The organism is Pseudomonas sp. A014 (genome assembly GCF_052378495.1).
GTDB classification, from domain to species: Bacteria; Pseudomonadota; Gammaproteobacteria; order Pseudomonadales; family Pseudomonadaceae; genus Aquipseudomonas; species Aquipseudomonas machongensis.
Window position 1 is genome coordinate 2,062,160 of sequence record NZ_CP199001.1, and the last position, 16,179, is coordinate 2,078,338.

At 63.3% G+C, this 16,179-nt stretch carries 7 protein-coding genes; 5 read left to right on the plus strand and 2 right to left on the minus strand.

Annotation, left to right across the window (positions count from 1 at the left end; translation table 11 throughout):
• Positions 1-27: 27 nt before the first annotated feature.
• A complete protein-coding gene (locus ACTYOL_RS09655) occupies positions 28-1,689 on the plus strand; it encodes an AMP-binding protein (RefSeq protein ID WP_444757827.1) in 1,662 nt (553 codons plus the stop codon).
• Between the two features lie 54 nt (positions 1,690-1,743).
• Here ACTYOL_RS09655 and ACTYOL_RS09660 read toward each other — a convergent pair whose 3' ends face one another.
• Complete coding sequence (locus ACTYOL_RS09660; protein WP_172964780.1) at positions 1,744-1,905, minus strand: hypothetical protein; 162 nt, start codon at positions 1,903-1,905, stop codon at positions 1,744-1,746.
• 139 nt (positions 1,906-2,044) lie between these two features.
• Between ACTYOL_RS09660 and ACTYOL_RS09665 the strand changes: the two genes are divergently transcribed.
• The 3 genes from ACTYOL_RS09665 to glgB all read left to right on the plus strand — a co-directional run bounded on the left by ACTYOL_RS09665 (position 2,045) and on the right by glgB (position 9,913).
• A complete protein-coding gene (locus ACTYOL_RS09665) occupies positions 2,045-4,078 on the plus strand; it encodes an alpha-1,4-glucan--maltose-1-phosphate maltosyltransferase (protein WP_444757828.1) in 2,034 nt (677 codons plus the stop codon).
• 111 nt (positions 4,079-4,189) lie between these two features.
• Positions 4,190-7,501, plus strand: coding sequence for a maltose alpha-D-glucosyltransferase (treS, locus tag ACTYOL_RS09670; RefSeq protein WP_200603843.1), 3,312 nt, complete (start codon positions 4,190-4,192; stop codon positions 7,499-7,501).
• A gap of 201 nt (positions 7,502-7,702) precedes the next feature.
• On the plus strand, positions 7,703-9,913 hold the full coding sequence (glgB, locus tag ACTYOL_RS09675; protein ID WP_200603842.1) for a 1,4-alpha-glucan branching protein GlgB: 2,211 nt from the start codon (positions 7,703-7,705) through the stop codon (positions 9,911-9,913).
• A gap of 45 nt (positions 9,914-9,958) precedes the next feature.
• Here glgB and ACTYOL_RS09680 read toward each other — a convergent pair whose 3' ends face one another.
• Positions 9,959-11,035, minus strand: coding sequence for an autotransporter domain-containing protein (locus ACTYOL_RS09680; protein ID WP_444757829.1), 1,077 nt, complete (start codon positions 11,033-11,035; stop codon positions 9,959-9,961).
• 490 nt (positions 11,036-11,525) lie between these two features.
• Here ACTYOL_RS09680 and ACTYOL_RS09685 point away from each other — a divergent pair, with 490 nt between their 5' ends.
• Complete coding sequence (locus ACTYOL_RS09685) at positions 11,526-16,157, plus strand: Ig-like domain-containing protein (protein WP_444757830.1); 4,632 nt, start codon at positions 11,526-11,528, stop codon at positions 16,155-16,157.
• Positions 16,158-16,179: the final 22 nt, after the last annotated feature.

Sequence of the window (16,179 nt, forward strand, 5' to 3'; positions counted from 1 at the left end):
CCAGAACAACCACAAGAAGGGACACTCATGAGTCAACCAAGCTACACCCGCGGCCGCCAGGACCGGCCCCTGCTGACCCAGACCATCGGCCAGGCGTTCGACGCCACCGTCACCCGCTGGCCCGAGCGCGAGGCCCTGGTGGTGCGGCACCAAGGCCTGCGCTACAGCTGGCGGGCGCTGGCCGAGCAGGTCGAGGTGCACGCCCGAGCGCTGATTGCCCTGGGCGTGGCCAGTGGTGATCGAGTCGGTATCTGGGCGCCGAACTGCGCCCAATGGTGCATCCTGCAGATCGCCACGGCGAAGGTGGGCGCGATCCTGGTCAACATCAACCCGGCGTACCGGGTGGGTGAGCTGGAGTACGTGCTGCGCCAGTCCGGCTGCAGCTGGCTGGTGTGCGCCGATGCTTTCAAGTCGTCCGACTATCACGCGATGGTCCAGGAACTGGTGCCCGAGCTGGGTGCGCAGCCGCTGGCGAGTGAACGCCTGCCGGACCTGCGCGGCGTCATCAGCCTGTCGTCCACCCCGCCCAGCGGTTTCCTGCCCTGGGATGCGCTGGCCGAACGGGCAGGGCAGGTCGATCCCCAGACGCTGCAGGCGAGGCAGCAGGGCTTGCAGTTCGACCAGGCGGTGAACATCCAGTACACCTCCGGCACCACTGGCGCGCCGAAAGGCGCCACGCTCAGCCATTACAACATCCTCAACAACGGCTTCATGGTCGGCGAAAGCCTGGGCCTGAGCGAACGGGACCGCATGGTAATTCCGGTGCCGCTGTACCACTGCTTTGGCATGGTCATGGCCAACCTGGGCTGCATCACCCACGGCAGCACCATGATCTACCCCAACGATGCCTTCGACCCCGAGTTGACGCTCCAGGCTGTAGCCGAAGAGCGTGCCAGCATCCTCTATGGCGTGCCGACCATGTTCATCGCCATGCTCGACCACCCGTCGCGCAGCACCCTGGACCTCTCGACCCTGCGCAGCGGCATCATGGCCGGGGCTACCTGCCCGATCGAGGTGATGCGCCGGGTGATCGAGCAGATGCACATGGGTGAGGTGCAGATCGCCTACGGCATGACCGAGACCAGCCCGGTGTCGCTGCAGACCGGCCCTGGCGACGAGCTGGAGCTACGCGTGACGACGGTTGGACGCACCCAACCGCAGTTGGAGACCAAGCTGGTGGATGCGCAGGGTGTGATCGTCCCGCGTGGCGAGATCGGCGAATTGTGCACCCGCGGCTACAGCGTGATGCTCGGCTACTGGAATAACCCTGAAGCCACTCATCAGGCGATCGATCCGGCGCGCTGGATGCGCACGGGCGACTTGGCGGTGATGGACGAGCAGGGCTATGTGCGTATCGTCGGGCGCAACAAGGACATGATCATCCGCGGGGGCGAAAACATCTATCCGCGCGAGCTCGAGGAGTTCTTCTACACCCACCCGGCGGTAGCCGATGCCCAGGTGATCGGTATTCCGTGCAGCCGCTACGGCGAGGAAATCGTCGCCTGGATCAAGCTCCACCCCGGGCACAGCGCCACGGTCGAGGACTTGCAGGCCTGGTGCAAGGTGCGCATTGCGCACTTCAAGGTGCCGCGGCATTTCCGCTTCGTCGACGAGTTTCCGATGACGGTGACCGGGAAGGTGCAGAAGTTTCGGATGCGCGAGATCAGCGTCGAAGAACTGCAGCTGTAAGGGATAAGTGGCGGGTGCAGCTTGGCGCTTGCAACTCGCCACATGCAGCTATCCTCAAGCTTTCACCGGCGGCTCCTGGCTCGGCGGATCACCTACCGTCGGTGGCACGGTCGGCTTGATCGGCAGTTCGTCCGGATCTTCCTCGGGCACCGGCGGCGGCAGCGCCGGGTCGTCGATGTTCGGATCGGGCGTCTCCGGTGGAATGGGAATGTTCATGGCCTGACCTCGCGCGGTGGATGAAGAGGTTCTGCAGGCTTCGACCTGCCGTGCCAGCCATTCGCTCAATTTTTTTGAACCCGCCGCGCACCCACGGCTCTGAACCCTTACCGCCACCAGCTTAGGGGAGCAAGGTTCGATGTCTGGTAATGAGCCCGTCGCAAAAGCGCCTTTCGAGCAAGTGCCCAAGGCCAACGATCATCCCGACCAGGCCATCAGCCTGTCCCAGGCCTTGCTGGCGCCACGCATCGTGATCGAGGACACCACGCCCGTGCTCGACGGCGGCACCTTCGCGGTCAAGGCGGTAAGCGGGCAGGCGGTGCAGGTCACCAGCAAGGTCTACAGCGACGGCCATGACCGCCTGGCGGTGGTCTTGCACTGGCGCCAGGCCCACAGCCGTCACTGGCATGGCGTGCCGATGACTTCGGCAGGCAACGACCTGTGGGTTGCCGAGTTCACCCCAGTGGAGCTGGGCTTGCATCTGTTCGGCATCGAAGCCTGGATCGATCCCTACGCCACGTACTGTCACGACCTCGAGAAGAAGTATCACGCCGGTGTCGAGGTCAAGCTGGAGCTGGAGGAGGGCAGGCTGCTGCTGGGTAAGGGCATCGAGCGCAGCGAAGGGCCGTTGCGCGAGCAGCTCGAGCAGTTGCAACAGCGCTTGCCGACGCTGGCACCGTACGATCAGGTGGCGTTGCTGCTGAGCCCCGAAAGCGCCAGCCTGATGAGCCAGGCCGAACACCGCAGTTACCTGACCCGCAGACCCGAGCTGCCGCTGGACGTGGACCGCGAGCGTGCCCTGTTCGCCAGCTGGTACGAACTGTTCCCGCGCTCTGTCACCGACGATCCGGCGCGCCACGGCACGTTCGACGATGTGCACCAGCGCCTGCCGATGATCCGCGACATGGGCTTCGACGTGTTGTACTTCCCGCCCATCCATCCCATCGGCAAGCAGCACCGCAAGGGGCGCAACAATGCCTTGCAGGCGGGCCCCGACGATCCGGGCAGCCCCTACGCCATCGGCAGCCCGGACGGTGGCCACGACGCCATCCACCCGCAACTGGGCACCCGCGAAGACTTCCGTCGGCTGGTCGCCGCCGCCGCCGAGCACGGCCTGGAAATCGCCCTCGACTTCGCCATCCAGTGTTCCCAGGACCACCCCTGGCTTACCGAACACCCGGGCTGGTTCAGCTGGCGCCCGGACGGCACCATTCGCTACGCCGAGAACCCGCCGAAAAAATACCAGGACATCGTCAACGTCGATTTCTATGCGCCCGAGGCTGTGCCCTCGTTGTGGTTGGCACTGCGCGATGTGGTGGTCGGCTGGGTCGAGGAGGGCGTGCGCACCTTCCGTGTCGACAACCCGCACACCAAGCCGCTGCCGTTCTGGCAATGGCTGATCGCCAATGTGCGCAGCCAGTACCCTGATGTGATCTTCCTGGCCGAGGCCTTTACCCGGCCGGCGATGATGGCGCGCCTGGGCAAGGTCGGGTACGCGCAGAGCTACACCTATTTCACCTGGCGCAATACCAAGCAGGAGCTGCGCGAGTACTTCGAACAGCTCAACCAGCCGCCGTGGAGCCTGTGCTACCGGCCGAACTTTTTCGTCAACACCCCCGACATCAACCCCTTTTTCCTGCAGACCAGCGGCCGCGCCGGTTTTCTCATTCGCGCGGCGCTGGCGACCATGGGCTCGGGGCTGTGGGGCATGTACTCGGGGTTCGAGCTGTGCGAGGGCACGCCCTTGCCGGGCAAGGAGGAGTACCTGGATTCGGAGAAGTACGAGATCCGCCCGCGCGACTTCACCGCGCCTGGCAATATCGTCGCCGAGATCGCCCAGCTCAACCGCATCCGCCGACAGAACCGCGCCTTGCAGACACACCTGGGCGTGGCCTTCTTCAATTGCTGGAACGACCAGATCCTGTACTTCGCCAAGCGCACGCCCGAGCGTGACAACTTCATCCTGATCGCCATCAGCCTCGACCCGTACAACGCCCAGGAAGCGCATTTCGAACTGCCGCTGTGGGAGCTGGGGCTCGATGACGGCGCCGATACGCAGGGTGAGGACCTGATGACCGGGCACCGCTGGACCTGGCATGGCAAGACCCAGTGGATGCGCATCGAGCCTTGGCACCAGCCGTTCGGCATCTGGCGAATCAGCAAGCTCGGCTGATCCCTGTGCCGGGGTGGGCTTTTACGGGCGTGACCCGACAGGCCCGCCGCCACTTACAAGGCCGCTCCTCCCACAGGGGCGTGCCGAACCCAGAATTGAAAGGAGTCGCACATGGCCAAGCGTTCCCGCCCGGCAGCCTTCATCGACGACCCGCTGTGGTACAAGGATGCGGTGATCTACCAGTTGCACATCAAGTCGTTCTTCGATTCCAACAACGACGGTATCGGGGATTTCGCCGGCCTGATCAGCAAGCTCGACTATATCGCCGAGCTGGGTGTCAACACGCTCTGGCTGCTGCCGTTCTACCCCTCGCCGCGCCGTGACGACGGCTATGACATCGGCGAATACAAAGCTGTGCACCCTGACTATGGCAGCATGGCCGACGCCCGGCGCTTCATCGCCGAGGCGCACAAGCGCGGGCTGCGGGTGATCACCGAGCTGGTCATCAACCACACCTCCGACCAGCACCCCTGGTTCCAGCGTGCCCGCCACGCCAAGCGCGGCAGCAAGGCCCGGGACTTCTACGTGTGGTCGGACGACGACCAGAAGTACGACGGCACGCGGATCATCTTCCTCGACACCGAGAAGTCCAACTGGACCTGGGACCCGGTCGCCGGCCAGTACTTCTGGCATCGCTTCTACTCGCACCAGCCGGACTTGAACTTCGACAACCCGCAGGTGATGAAGGCGGTGATCGGGGTCATGCGCTTCTGGCTCGACATGGGTGTCGACGGTCTGCGTCTGGACGCGATTCCGTACCTGATCGAACGCGACGGCACCAATAACGAGAACCTGCCCGAGACCCATGACGTGCTCAAGGCGATCCGCGCCGAGATCGACGCCAACTACCCTGATCGCATGCTCCTGGCCGAGGCCAATCAGTGGCCGGAAGACACCCGCCCGTACTTCGGCGAAGGCGATGGCGACGAATGCCACATGGCCTTCCATTTCCCGTTGATGCCGCGCATGTACATGGCCCTGGCCATGGAGGACCGCTTTCCGATCACCGACATCCTGCGCCAGACCCCGGAGATTCCCGCCAACTGCCAGTGGGCGATCTTCCTGCGTAACCACGATGAGCTCACCCTGGAGATGGTCACCGACCGCGAGCGCGACTATCTGTGGAACTACTATGCCGAGGACCGCCGCGCGCGCATCAACCTCGGTATCCGCCGGCGCCTGGCGCCGCTGTTGCAACGCGACCGCAGGCGCATCGAACTGCTGACCAGCCTCCTGCTGTCGATGCCTGGCACCCCGACGCTGTACTACGGCGACGAACTGGGCATGGGCGACAACATCTATCTCGGTGACCGTGATGGGGTGCGCACACCCATGCAATGGTCGCCAGACCGCAACGGCGGTTTCTCGAAGGCCGATCCGCAGCGCCTGGTGCTGCCGCCGATCATGGACCCGCTGTATGGCTACCAGACGGTCAATGTCGAAGCCCAGAGCCACGACCCCCATTCGCTACTCAACTGGAACCGGCGCCTGCTCGCGGTGCGCAAGCAGCAGAAGGCCTTCGGTCGCGGCACCTTGAAGATGCTGACCCCGAGCAACCGGCGCATCCTCGCCTACGTGCGCGAGTACACCGATGCCGACGGCAACAGCGAGACCATCCTGTGCGTGGCCAACGTCTCGCGCGCGGCGCAGGCCGCCGAACTGGACCTCTCGCAATATGCCGAGCGGGTGCCGGTGGAAATGCTCGGAGGCAGCGCATTCCCGCCCATCGGCCAGTTGCCGTTCCTGCTGACCCTGCCACCGTATGCCTTCTACTGGTTCCTGCTGGCCTCCCACGACCGCATGCCCAGCTGGCACATCCAGCCTGCCGAAGGCTTGCCGGAACTGACCACGTTGGTGCTGCGCAAGCGTCTGGAGGAGTTGCTCGAAACGCCGTCGGCAGACACCTTGCAGGCGTCGATCCTGCCGCAGTACCTGCCCAAGCGGCGCTGGTTCGCCGGCAAGGAAGGGCCGATAGACGCGGTGCGCATTCGCTATGGCGTGCGTTTCGGCACGCCGTCCACCCCGGTGTTGCTCAGCGAGCTGGAGGTGCTCAGTGACGGTGTGACCAGCCATTACCAACTGCCGTTCGGGCTGCTGCCTGAAGAGCAGATCCACAGCGCCTTGCCCCAGCAGCTGGCGTTGTCGAGGGTGCGCCGAGGTCGACAGGTCGGGCTGATCACCGATGCCTTCGTGCAGGAGTCGTTCGTGCGGGCCGTGTTACGCGCCTGCCAGGATGACACCCGCCTGCCCTCGAGTGCCGGCGAACTGCGCTTCGAGTGTACCGAGCAGCTCGCTGGCCTGGCGCTGGGTGAGGACAGTGAGGTGCGCTACCTCAGTGCCGAGCAGTCCAACAGTTCGGTGGTGATCGGTGAGCGCGTGGTGCTCAAACTGATCCGACGGGTCAATCCCGGCATTCACCCGGAACTGGAAATGAGCGCGTACCTCACCGCGGCCGGCTTTGCCAATATCTCGCCGCTGCTGGCCTGGGTCAGTCGGGTGGATGAGCAGGCGCAATCCCACCTGCTGATGATTGCCCAGGGTTACTTGAGTAACCAGGGCGATGCCTGGTCATGGACCCAGAACACCCTGGAGCGAGCGATCCGCGACGAGATGGAGCCCACGCAGGGCAGTGCCGAGGCGCACACCGATGCCTTGTCGGAGCTTTCGGGTTTCGCCACCTTGTTGGGGCAGCGACTGGGTGAAATGCACCTTTTGCTGGCCGCGCCCACCGCCGACCAAGCCTTTGCACCGCGCCCCAGCGACACCCAGGACAGTGAGCGCTGGGGCCGGCAGATCAATGCCGAGCTCAGCCGCGCCCTCGAGCTGCTGGCCCAGCATCGTGAGCAACTGGACAGCGAAAGCCAGGCGTTGGTCGATGATCTGCAACAGCAACGTGAAGGCCTTGCCCAGCACATCGAGATGCTCGCACGCCAGGCCCAGGGCGGCCTGCTGATGCGCGTGCATGGGGACCTGCATCTGGGTCAGGTACTGGTGGTGCAAGGCGATGCCTACCTGATCGATTTCGAAGGCGAGCCAGCGCGGCCGCTGGACGAGCGCCGGGCCAAGCACAGCCCGTACAAGGATGTCAGCGGCGTGCTCCGCTCGTTCGACTATGCTGCAGCGATGATCCTGCGCAGCGCCTCGGCGGTAGACCTCTCCGATGCTGCGCGCCAGGCTCGTCAACGGGTTGCCCGGCAGTACCTGCATCAGTCGCGTCATGCCTTCGTCGAAGCCTACGGCCTGGCCACCGCCGCCATTGCCCATGCCTGGCAGCACGCCGAGGGCGAGCGCGCGGCGCTGGAGCTGTTCTGCCTGGAGAAGGCGGCCTACGAAATCACTTATGAAGCCGACAACCGACCCGGCTGGCTGGCCGTGCCTTTGCATGGTCTGCATGGGTTGATCAGTACTTGGGGCGAAGCATGAACCCTGTAGGGAAGGCAGTGTTGCCTGGCACCGGCTGCGCCGTTGATCGCGGGACGAGCCCGCTCCCACAGGTTCTGTGGTGCAGTTGGGGGGGCGCTGACAATCCTGTGGGAGCGGGCTCGTCCCGCGATCATGGGCGCAGCCCGTGCCAGGCACTGCGTTACTTTGAAAAATATATGGAATATGGAAAGGGGCAGTGAGATGAATGCATCAACGCGTAGCAACGGCGGCCTTCGCCAACGCGATCTCGACGCCCTGGCGAGCGCCGCGCACGCAGATCCGTTCGCGGTGCTCGGCCCGCACGTCGACGAGGCGGGCGACGAAGTCATCCGCGCCTTCCTGCCAGGCGCCTTGAACGCCCGGGTGTTGGCGCGTCACGACGGGCGCATTCTCGCCGAGATGGAGCAGGGCAGCCTGCCGGGCCTGTTCAGCGCGTACCTGGACGAGCGCCAGCCCTACCTGCTGCAGATCGGCTGGGCCGGAGGCGAGCAGGTCACCGAGGATCCCTACAGCTTCGGTCCGCAGCTTGGCGACATGGACCTGTACCTGTTCGCCGAGGGCAATCATCGTGACCTGTCCGGGCGCTTCGGTGCCCAGCCGATCCAGGTCGACGGCATCGACGGCGTGTGCTTCTCGGTCTGGGCGCCCAACGCCCGGCGCGTCTCGGTAGTGGGCGACTTCAACAACTGGGACGGCCGTCGCCATCCCATGCGCCTGCGCCACGATGCCGGGGTGTGGGAGCTGTTCATCCCGCGCCTGGCCGTGGGCGAAACCTACAAGTTCGAAGTGCTGGGGGCGCACGGCGTACTGCCGCTGAAGGCCGACCCGCTGGCCCGCGCCACCGAACTGCCGCCCAGCACGGCCTCGAAGGTCGCAGGTGCGCTCAGCCACGACTGGCGCGACCAGCAGTGGATGGAGCAACGTGCCCAACGCCATGCCTATAGCGCACCGTTGTCCATCTACGAACTGCACGCTGGCTCCTGGCGCTGCGAGCTGGACGAAGCCGGTGAGGTCGCGCGTTTCTACAACTGGCGCGAGCTGGCCGAGCGTCTGGTGCCCTATGTGCAGGAACTGGGTTTCACTCATATCGAGCTGCTGCCGATCATGGAGCATCCCTTCGGTGGCTCCTGGGGCTACCAGCCGCTGTCGCTGTTCGCACCCACCTCCCGCTACGGCAGTGCGGAAGATTTTGCCGCCTTCATCGATGCCTGCCACCAGGGCGGCATTGGCGTGATCCTCGACTGGGTGCCAGCGCATTTTCCCACCGACGAACATGGCCTGGCGCGCTTCGACGGCACCGCACTTTACGAGTACGACAACCCGCTGGAAGGGTTTCACCAGGACTGGAACACGCTGATCTACAACCTCGGGCGCAACGAGGTGCGAGGCTTCATGCTCGCCTCGGCGTTGCACTGGCTCAAGCACTTCCACATCGACGGCCTGCGCGTCGATGCCGTGGCCTCCATGCTGTACCGCGACTATTCGCGCAAGGCCGGCGAGTGGGTGCCCAATCGCCATGGCGGCCGTGAGAACCTCGAGGCGATCGACTTCATTCGTCAGCTCAACGACATCGCGCTGCACGAGGCGCCCGGTGCGCTGATCATCGCCGAAGAGTCCACTGCCTGGCCGGGTGTCAGCCAACCCACGCAGCAGGGCGGCCTGGGCTTCGCCTACAAGTGGAACATGGGCTGGATGCACGACACCTTGCACTACATCCAGAACGATCCCGTGCACCGCGCCCATCACCACAACGAGATGAGCTTCGGCCTGATCTACGCCTACTCCGAGCATTTCATCCTGCCCATCTCCCACGATGAAGTGGTGCACGGCAAGCACTCGCTGATCGACAAGATGCCCGGCGATCGCTGGCAGAAATTCGCCAACCTGCGCGCCTACCTGACGTTCATGTGGATGCACCCGGGCAAGAAGCTGCTGTTCATGGGCTGCGAGTTCGGCCAGTGGCGCGAGTGGAACCACGACCAGCAACTGGATTGGTACCTGTTGCAGTATTCCGAGCACCAGGGCGTGCAGAAGCTGGTGGGCGATCTGAACCGGCTCTACCGCGAGCTGCCGGCCCTGCACGAGCAGGATTGCCAGCCCCAGGGCTTCCAGTGGCTGATCGGCGACGACGCTGCCAACAGCGTATATGCCTGGCTGCGCTGGAGCAGTGCCGGCGAGCCGCTGCTGGTGGTGGCCAACTTCACCCCGGTGCCGCGTGAGGGCTATCGCATCGGTGTGCCGTTCGGCGAGCGCTGGGTCGAGTTGCTCAACAGCGACGCAGAGCTGTATGCCGGGAGCAATGTCGGCAATCTTGGGGCGGTGGCCGGCGAGGCGGTGGCAAGCCATGGGCAGCCGCTGTCGCTGGCTTTGAACCTGCCGCCTTTAGGGGTTCTGGTCATGAAGCCCGCCTGATGTCGCGGCGCATCCTCCTGGAGGAGGATGCGCCGTACTCGTTGATCACCAGCGCATCCGCACCCCCAGACTGCCAATCAATCCGTTCAGGTCATTGTCATCCACATCACTGCTGTAGTCGGCACTGACGAACAGCGCCACCGTCGGCGTGACCCGCGCCACCAAACCCAGGCCCAGTTCCACGGTCGCTGCACTGCGCGAGCTGGAGATCTTGTCGACCTGATCCAGTTTCACCGCATCGCTGTCGTTGAAGTCGTACCAGACGTTGGTCCGCACGTAGGGTTCGATCGGCATGCCGCGCACTTCGTAGCGCCCCGACAGTTTCGCGCCCACCCGGCCACTCCAGCTCGGCTGGCTGTCGAATGCCTGCAGGGTCTCGGCCTGTGCCTGGTTACCGGGGAAGAACTGCTGGTTGATCAACTGCGCCTGCGGCTCGATCACCCAGTGGTTGCCCAGGCCGATGGGGAAACCACCCTCGACCGAGAAGGTCATCGCATGGCCGCTGTCGTCCAGGCGCTGGCCGCTCTGGCTGCGGCCGTTGACGTCGATGCGCGTGCCCATGGCCACCGCATCTACATGCCAGCCCTGGTCGTGGGTCATGCTCCAGTAAACGCCCAGGCTTTCGCCGCTGAGGTTGACCGCGTTGCGCTGCTTGTCACCGAGCAGCGGACGCATGCCGTTGAAGCTGCTCTGCAAATTGTTGTGGCCGACGAACACCCCGGCGCGGTGCACGTTTCCGCTGGCGGTCTCGCGTACGAACAGGTCCGGGCCGATCATCAGTTGCTGGCTGGGCGCCTCCAGTCGCGCCGGCGGCGCGGAGGCCGGTTGTGCAGCGCCGGGGAAGAATTGTGCCCATTGGCTGGCCACCAGGTCGATCGGCACGTCCCCGTGGCGCGCGCTCATGCGCTCGGAGAACGCCTGCAGGGTGCCCATCCCCAGACCACTGGCGCTCATCGGATTGAGCGACAGCAGCGGTACCGCCGGTGGCTGCATCAGGTTGGCAAAAGGGGTGTCTTCGTCAAGACCAAGCGCAAAGGTTTCCACCGGGGTTGCCAGAAGCAGCGACGTGGAAACCGCGCAGAACAGCCGGTCGAAGCGCAAAGGGTTCGATGCTCGTTTCATGGCGGATCTCCTGTTTCTTGTGGGTAACAGCCAAGGCCTGGCCTGTTGTCACGAGCTGTACGACACGAAACAGGGGGCGACACAAACCAGCACGCGGAAGTCTGCTGGCGCGCGTAAAGACGCGGGCCAGAGAGCTCGGCGCGAAGTTTTCGCATTGGGCGTTATGTTCAGCTAAGGAGAGCGGAGGCATTGCGTCAAGAAAATGTTGGCGGGATGAGAAAATTGTGTTGTGACAGATAACTTGCTGAATGAAAACGTGATTATTGTTCGTTTAGAAATGGGGGTTCTTTGCCTAGGTTTGGTTATGCCGAAACATTGCTAGCCGAGGTTTTTGCTGTATCGGCGGTTCTTTTCCCGGCTGGCTACCTGTTATTTCTGTCAGTTTCGTGCGGGCGTATTTGTATCTAGCATCCAGTGACATCAACGAAAGGGCCAACGTATACACAGGCCTGCTTCGTTCGCTCACGCTAAGCACCGCCCGGGGGACGCCATGGCTAAACGCCAGAGCCGCAAACAAGTTGGTCTGCTTGAGAGACTGTTGGACACCGAGCCGGGAATCAAAGTCAAAATCGCGCCAGCGACCCTGGAACAAGACTCGATCATCGACCTGCAGTGCAAGACGACCGATGCGCTGATGGCGCATTATCCGGGCATGCACAGCGAGGAAGCCCGGCGACTCAAGGGGCGTCTGAATGTTGCAGCAGCGGCGGTGATGCGTGCTTTCCGGGAAAAGCGCCTGAGTGCCTCGGCGCGCCGCCCCTCGGATGAGCTAAGGGGCCCTCTGGACTTGTCCAGAGGCCCCACCTTCGAAAATCAGTTCTTGCCCAGTTGGGGCAATAACGCACATCCGCAAGCCGTGGATGCCACCACCTCGCCAGTGGCCTACCTCATCGATCTACTGACGTTCGTTCAGGAGCACGTCGAGGCCCAGGGCGATGCCGATATGATCCTGACGCTGAAAACTCGGCGCCCTGATCTGTTCGAGCGCCTGATCGATGAGGCGTTCATGAACCGTGAACTGCCGCAGGTCGAGGTGATCATCCATGTCCTGGAACAGCTGATCGAAGAGCATCGCCAGCAAGCGGACAGTGACCGCACAGCGACTGAAGACAAGCTGCTCAAGGTTCGCTATCCCATCAAACAGTTCCCCTATGAAGCGTATTGGGAGCAGATCCACACGGTGCTGTCGCATAACTCGCTGCTGATGGGCGATGTGGCACGCCTGTCGGATATCGACAGTCCTTACTTCATCCAGGCCGGCGCGCATTCACCCTGGTCCGATGCCGCGCTGCAGCAGGAAGCTACGCTTGGCCCGGTGCTGCGTGCCCTACTGATCGAGGTTCCCTACTTCGGCACCGCGGCGTCGCAGGGCGGCAATGCGCAGAGTCCGGGGCCGAAGGCACAGGCCGATGAGCCCGGGGAGCGGTACAAGGCGTTCTACGAGGACAATTTCGGAGTACCGAATGCCATGCACCTGCATAAGGTGGTGAGCTTCTGTCAGGTGCTGCAGATCAGTCAGGACGAGATGGAGTCGTTGTTCGGCCTGGCGGCCTATGCGCCCACGCGTTCGGACAACGTGACCCGCAATGTGCTGGCCGAGGAGGTATCGCCGGCCCTGTTCGTCGCGCGCTTCATCAACAGCGGCGGGGCCGCGCCGGTTGGGGTTGTCAGCGATGCGCAGGACCCACAGCGGCACACCTTCGAAAACCTGTCCGACATGCGTTTTGACCGCATCCAACGCCTGGTGCGCGTGGCCACCGCGTTGAAGCTGACCTATGCCCAGGCCGACCAGGTGGTGTGTGCGGCAATCGATGCGGAAAAGCGCGCGGTCGCCGAAGTCAGGCGCATCAAGTCCGATGACTCGCCGCTATGGATGACGGTCAATACCCATCGGGCCTTGGGTGTGTTCCAGTTCTTGCGAGAGCGCTTTGCCTGCAGCGCTGAAGACTTTTCCGTTCTGCTCTCGGATATGGCCGTTCACGGCATCGGCGCGACTGCGAGCCATTTCGACCGGGTATTCAACAGCGACCCTACTTCGCGTCTGGTGCTCGACGGCAGTGACTTCAGCCTCTCGGGAGACGATGTCGCGAGCAAACGTACCGTCGACCAGTTATGCCGCGGGCTGGGCATCAACGTGCAGACGTTCCGTTACCTGTCGCGTCTGGTGATGCAGGGGCAAGGGGGCGACAAATTGCAGCGCTCTGTGCGCGTGGTCAGTGCCTTCTACCGCGTGACGATGCTGGCCCGTCTGCTTTCGATCACCACCATCGAGCTGCTGGCACTGTTGGAAACCCTGAGCCCCGAGGGGCTTTATGCCTTGCAGCTGGGGGGAGCACCGCAGAATGCCATGTACCGCAGTTTTGCCCAGACCGACACCCTTAGCGTCATCCATGCCATCAGCCACTGCGTGCTCTGGTGTCAGGAGCAGGACCTGCCGATCAGCTGGCTCGTGCAGCAGTTGCTGCCGGTCGAGACGCCCGATGTGGTGCCCCAGGAAATCTCTGCACTGTTCGGCGAACTCAAGACTCAGTTGCTGCCTTTCCAGGCCTTCGAGCAGGCCTTGCTGGATGCCGGTGTTGTGGCCCTGCCCGCGGGTGAGTGGTTGAAAGCCTTGGAGCAGGTCGTCGATGAGAACGGCCTGCTGGCGGACACTGGCGACCCTGAACAGGACTTCGACCCTGAGCAGTACGAGCAATTTGCCGAGCGGGAAGTCAAGACCGCGGTCGATCAGTTGGCCGGCGCCGACCATGGCCAGTTGGCGGATATGGATAGCGCTGAAAAGGAGCGCCTGACCGGCATTATTCTCGGCGTGGTCCTGCGCATTCGTTCGCAGCAATGGGGCGTCGTTCAGCAGAGTCTTTCACAGCTTCTGAGGGTCAATGCCGACATGGCGATCCCGATGGTCTACTGGGCCGAGGGCACAGTGCACCAACTGCTGGAGAGCGCGGTGGCCTTCGACCCGCAGCAATCCCAGTCCGATACCATGAAGGCCATGCTGGGGCTGGTGCAGCGGATGCAGCGCTGCGCACAAATCGCGACACGTTTCGAGTTGACGCCCACCTTGTTCTCCAGCCTGCTGATACGCGCGCATCGCGCCCGGTTCGGCATCGACGCCTTCGAATTATCCTTGCACACGCTCTACCATCTGGAACGCTACGCCCGTGGCCTGCGCCTGGCCAAGCAATCGGAAGCACAGCTGCTGGGCTATTTCTCGGCAATCGAGGAATTGAAGGATCTGAGCGCAAATGAACAGCGCCTGCTCAGGGACGCGGCGGCCCAGCGTATTGCGGCCTGGTTGGGCTGGGGGATCCGTGAGGTGCTGGACGTGGCTGCCCGGGTCTCGCCGGATGGCATCATTCGCGATCTGACTCAGTTGCGCATCGTGGTCGACACCAAGCTGCTGAGCGACACCACGGGGCTGAGTGCTGAATCACTGATGAAACTCAGCAGGCTGACCGCCTATTCGGGCACGCAGGACTATCGCGATGCCGCACAAGAGATGCTCAGCAGCCTTGAGAGCGACAGCGCGGAGCGCGGCAACGAGGCAGAGCTGCGTCAGAGCCTGGCCTCGCGCTGCACCGTGAGTGAAACACGCCTGATCGCACGCGCGCCTGATCAGGAAACCACGGTGGCCTTGAAACTGCTCGATATGAACAACGAGCCTGTTTCAGATATTCGCATCACCTGGTCCACCGATCTCGGGATTTTGCAGTCCCATTCCAGCTACACCGACGAGGAGGGGGTGGCCACGGTGCGACTGCAGGCAGGTATGAAGATGGGCAGCGCCCATGTGCAGGCCAGCTACCTGCTCGATGGCAAGGCGTTCGCGCCGCCGGTGGTGATCGACTGTGACGAAGAGACGGTGCGCGTGCGCAGTATCGAAGGGCGACCGGGTAACACGACGCCCCTGGAGCTCGCAGGCGGACAAGGCATTTATCGCCTGGCCGCCTTGCTTGTAGACCGTTATGACAATAATGGGGTGGATCGTCTGGTCAATTGGTCTACCACCATCGGCTACTTTGTGGACAACACCGGTGAAACCCTGACGGATCACACCGGCTACAGCCGGATTGCGCTAAGAAGCCGGGAGCCAGGCTCGGGCGTGATCCGTGCGTGGTACGCAGGCAAGCCCGATGACGTCACAGTGGTGCAGGTTGGCTTCGCCGACAGGCCCTACGTCAATTCGCTCGTACTGCAATCTGCATTGGTCGTGGACGAGCCGATCACGGTTCAGGCCAAAGTCCTGGGGCTCGATGGTGAGCCGGTCGTTGGTCAGGCGATGTCCTGGTCGTGTGAAGGGGGCGAACTGGTCAGTGCCGACCAAACCTCTGATGCAGCCGGGCTGGGTAGAGCCGTACTGCAGGTCGGTACGGCTCGTCGGGTGAAGGTGACCGTGACCCTCAGTACTGCCGACGAAACCGCAGAGGCCTATCACAGCAAGGATCTCGAGTTCGACGTGCTTGCCGATGCGACGTTACGGCAGCACAGGAAGATCGGGAGCTGGCCGTTGGCCGATGGCATCAGCACGGTGGAGTACGAAATCCATATCGCCACGACCGAAGGGATCCCCGTGGCGCGTTACCCCATCACCTGGAGCGTCAGTGAAGGTGGCACTCGTGCGGCCGAGCCCGCTGTCAGCTTGACAGGCAGCGATGGTATTGCCCGCTTCGATCTCAAAAGCACCACGACTGGCCAGCGCAGGGTAACCGCGAGCTGGGGCAAGGAGCAGTCCCATTCCTTCGAACAGGTGACTTTCATCGAGCCTCTCGGGTTGATGATCGAATTCGACGGCAAACCTTTGGAGGGGGAGATCGTCTTTACGCCGCCTTCCGAAGGGGAAACGACGCACACCTTGACCTATCGCCTAGCTGCCGGCCATTCGCTGATCGGCCAGCAGATGTCTCTTCACGTCAGTGGTCGCAACTCGGCAGCTTCGTTGGGCTTGGTGATCTCGCCTGCGCCGGGTGCCGACAACGAACTGGGCAACGACGGCGTGACCTGGACCATCACCAGTCGCCCCGTGGCCCTGAAGACGGATGTAGAGCTGAAGTTCGGATTCTCCTATGACGCCGCTTATCCGTCGAACCTGACCGATGTCGTCATCAAGGGAGTACGGAAATGACTGCCGCGCCTTCGACTTTCGA

Excerpts from the sequence above, each read along its gene's own strand:
- ACTYOL_RS09655 (WP_444757827.1), top strand. The coding sequence starts at position 28 with ATGAGTCAACCAAGCTACACCCGCGGCCGCCAGGACCGGCCCCTGCTG.
- ACTYOL_RS09660 (WP_172964780.1), bottom strand. The coding sequence starts at position 1,905 with ATGAACATTCCCATTCCACCGGAGACGCCCGATCCGAACATCGACGAC.
- ACTYOL_RS09665 (WP_444757828.1), top strand. The coding sequence starts at position 2,045 with ATGTCTGGTAATGAGCCCGTCGCAAAAGCGCCTTTCGAGCAAGTGCCC.
- treS (WP_200603843.1), top strand. The coding sequence starts at position 4,190 with ATGGCCAAGCGTTCCCGCCCGGCAGCCTTCATCGACGACCCGCTGTGG.
- glgB (WP_200603842.1), top strand. The coding sequence starts at position 7,703 with ATGAATGCATCAACGCGTAGCAACGGCGGCCTTCGCCAACGCGATCTC.
- ACTYOL_RS09680 (WP_444757829.1), bottom strand. The coding sequence starts at position 11,035 with ATGAAACGAGCATCGAACCCTTTGCGCTTCGACCGGCTGTTCTGCGCG.
- ACTYOL_RS09685 (WP_444757830.1), top strand. The coding sequence starts at position 11,526 with ATGGCTAAACGCCAGAGCCGCAAACAAGTTGGTCTGCTTGAGAGACTG.